We start from the raw sequence: 2,252 nt of genomic DNA, 5'->3' as shown, positions 1-2,252 counted from the left end.
GGATGCCAATTGTCCGCAGCACATACCGCAGCGTTTCGAGGCGGCGGATGTCGCGGCGGCGCTCGCCGAGCGCGATCGGCGCATCGCCGGCCTGGAGCAGGAGATTGCCCGCTTGCGAGATAATTTGGAGGCTAAGGTCTAGTTCTTCACCGCGGTCGATGCTTGGGCAAGCGTCATGCCCTCGGGCGTCGTGCGAAGCGGCAGGAAGCCGCGCGCCAGCGAGAGCACATATTTGCTGTATTCGGTCAGCAGCACGCGCAGCGCTTCCGGCTTGGTCAGCCAGCCGCCATTGCCGAGATTGGTGTTGACCACCGGATAGGGCTCAAGGCGCGCGCCATGCAGCAGCCGGCCCATCTCGAGCAGGCTGCGCGGCATGTGGTAATTGTTGGTGACGATGATGATGCTGCCATAGGCGTGGTTTTCCACCCATTTGGCGCTTTCTTCGGCGTTGCCGATGGTGTCGAGCGCGGCACGGTCGATGTCGACACAGCAAGAGAAGAGCCGCTTGTCACCACCCATCGCCGCCTGCAACTGGCGTTTGGTGGCCGACGGATGGACGCCGCTGATCAGCAGCCGTTCCCCTTTGCCGGACGCCAGCAGGTCCATGGCGGCGTCGAGCCGCGACTGCCCGCCGGTGAGCACGATTATGGCATCCGCCCTGGCCGGATCGAGCGGGGTCGTCATATTGCTGACCTTGTCGGCGAACCAGCCGAAGCCGCCGGCAAAAAGCACCAGCGCGGCGAGAGCGACGAAACCGCAGACGCGCAGGGCGAGCCGCAGACGACCAAACTCGGCGGGGGCGGCGGCGCGCGCACGCACTGCCGGCATCCGTCCAGCCGTCTCGATCTGCTCCCGCGCTTCCATCATCCCCAGGTTAATCCTGAAAGCTTCTAATGGTTAACTCCGAAATGCGGCCTTTGATAGGTGAGGCGGCGCACTTTGCGTTACGGCATCTGCCCAAGCCGTGATCGTTGCCTTGTTTGTATGCAACGCCTTCCACGGGCTTTCGGCTGGAGCTCATGGATCAGCCCGCGTCCGGCTGGCGAACGTCGATGTCGCTGAGATAGGCGACGACGGTCGCGTGCGAGGTGGCCGCGGTCAGCGCGCCGATCACAAGCACCATCAGGCCGACGCCGAAATAGCCGGCGGAGCCAATGGCGAAATTGCCGAATAAGGCGGTCGCCTGGTCGGCCTCGGGCGTCGCCATGTTGCGCGACGACCACCAGGAAAAGACGATGAAGACGACGATCGCGAGCGCTCCGCCGGCTGCCGCGCCCTTCATGCCGGTGACCAGGAAATGCCAGCGGAATTCGCGCGCGATGAAACGCGCCTCGGCGCCGACGAAATGCAGCACCTCGATGATATGGCCGTTACCGGCCATGGCGCCGCGCGTGGCGAACACCACCGTCAGCACCGTCGCCGAGAGCATCAGCGCCAGAACGGCGATGCCGATCGTCACCGTGGTGTGCGCCATGGCGACGAGGCGGTCCACCCAGGTGCGGTGGTCGTCGAGCGCGGCGGTCGGGATCTTGGGCGTGATGGCGGCGCGCATGGCGGCAAAGTCAGGCGGGCTGGCCTCGTCGATGGTGACGATAATGAGGCGCGGCACCGGCAACTCGTCGATGTTGAGGCCGCTGCCCAGCCATGGTTCCAAAAGGCGCGCCGTCGCGTCGCGGTCGATGATCTTGGTGCCCTTCACACCGGGGAACTCGCTGGCGATCTGCGAGGCCTGCGCAAGCGCCGCCTCCATGTCGAGGCCGTCGGCCGGCTTGATCTGGATCGTCGCCTCGCGCGAGATCTGGTTCTCCCAGACCGAGGCGGTGTCGCGCACCAGCGTCACCGCGCCGAAGGTGAGACAGGACAGGAAGGTCATGATGGCGATGACCAGCACCAGCGCCCGCCCGGCGATGTTCTGCGCCGGCACGATCGGCGCCGTCTTGCGCTGGACGCGCCGGACCGTCACCGGCGCCTCGGCTTCATCCTGGAGGTGATCGGCCGGAAAGTCAGTCATAGACGTCCAACCTTCCACCGGCCAGAATCATACGACGCGCATCGACCTGCTCCATCAGGCCGAGGTCGTGGGTGGCGATGACGACTGCGGTGCCCAGCCGGTTGAGCTCGATGAAGAGTCTCAGCAGCCGGCGCGCCAGCGGCGGATCGACATTGCCGGTGGGCTCGTCGGCCAAAAGGATCTCCGGCTGCTCGATCAGCGCGCGCGCGATCGCGGCGCGCTGCTTCTCGCCGCCCGACAG

The 2,252-nt window shown here is 65.9% G+C and carries 3 protein-coding genes and 1 pseudogene; 1 reads left to right on the top strand and 3 read right to left on the bottom strand.

From position 1 onward, the window contains the following. Positions 1–142 (top strand): annotated as a pseudogene (locus EOA27_RS42565) (pyridoxamine 5'-phosphate oxidase); the annotation flags it as partial. Here EOA27_RS42565 and EOA27_RS32765 read toward each other — a convergent pair. The 3 genes from EOA27_RS32765 to EOA27_RS32755 all read right to left on the bottom strand — a co-directional run. After that, the gene (locus EOA27_RS32765) at positions 139–867 is read right to left on the bottom strand and encodes a YdcF family protein (protein WP_127258330.1); all 729 of its coding nucleotides are present in this window, start codon (positions 865–867) and stop codon (positions 139–141) included. The pseudogene EOA27_RS42565 and the gene EOA27_RS32765 overlap by 4 nt on opposite strands. Positions 868–1,024: 157 nt before the next feature. Further along, a complete protein-coding gene (locus tag EOA27_RS32760) occupies positions 1,025–2,011 on the bottom strand; it encodes an ABC transporter permease (RefSeq protein WP_126081024.1) in 987 nt (328 codons plus the stop codon). Beyond that, a partial coding sequence (locus EOA27_RS32755) for an ATP-binding cassette domain-containing protein (protein WP_127258328.1) occupies positions 2,004–2,252 on the bottom strand: 249 nt, incomplete at its 5' end. The genes EOA27_RS32760 and EOA27_RS32755, both read right to left, overlap by 8 nt.

Origin of the sequence: Mesorhizobium sp. M2A.F.Ca.ET.037.01.1.1, assembly GCF_003998075.1 — a bacterium.
In the GTDB taxonomy this organism is placed as follows: domain Bacteria; phylum Pseudomonadota; class Alphaproteobacteria; order Rhizobiales; family Rhizobiaceae; genus Mesorhizobium.
Note: the sequence above shows the minus strand (reverse complement) of the source record. Positions and strands in the feature narration are given on the sequence as shown.

Coding starts and splice junctions, on each gene's coding strand:
- EOA27_RS32760 (WP_126081024.1), bottom strand. CDS start 2,011: ATGACTGACTTTCCGGCCGATCACCTCCAGGATGAAGCCGAGGCGCCG.
- EOA27_RS32765 (WP_127258330.1), bottom strand. CDS start 867: ATGATGGAAGCGCGGGAGCAGATCGAGACGGCTGGACGGATGCCGGCA.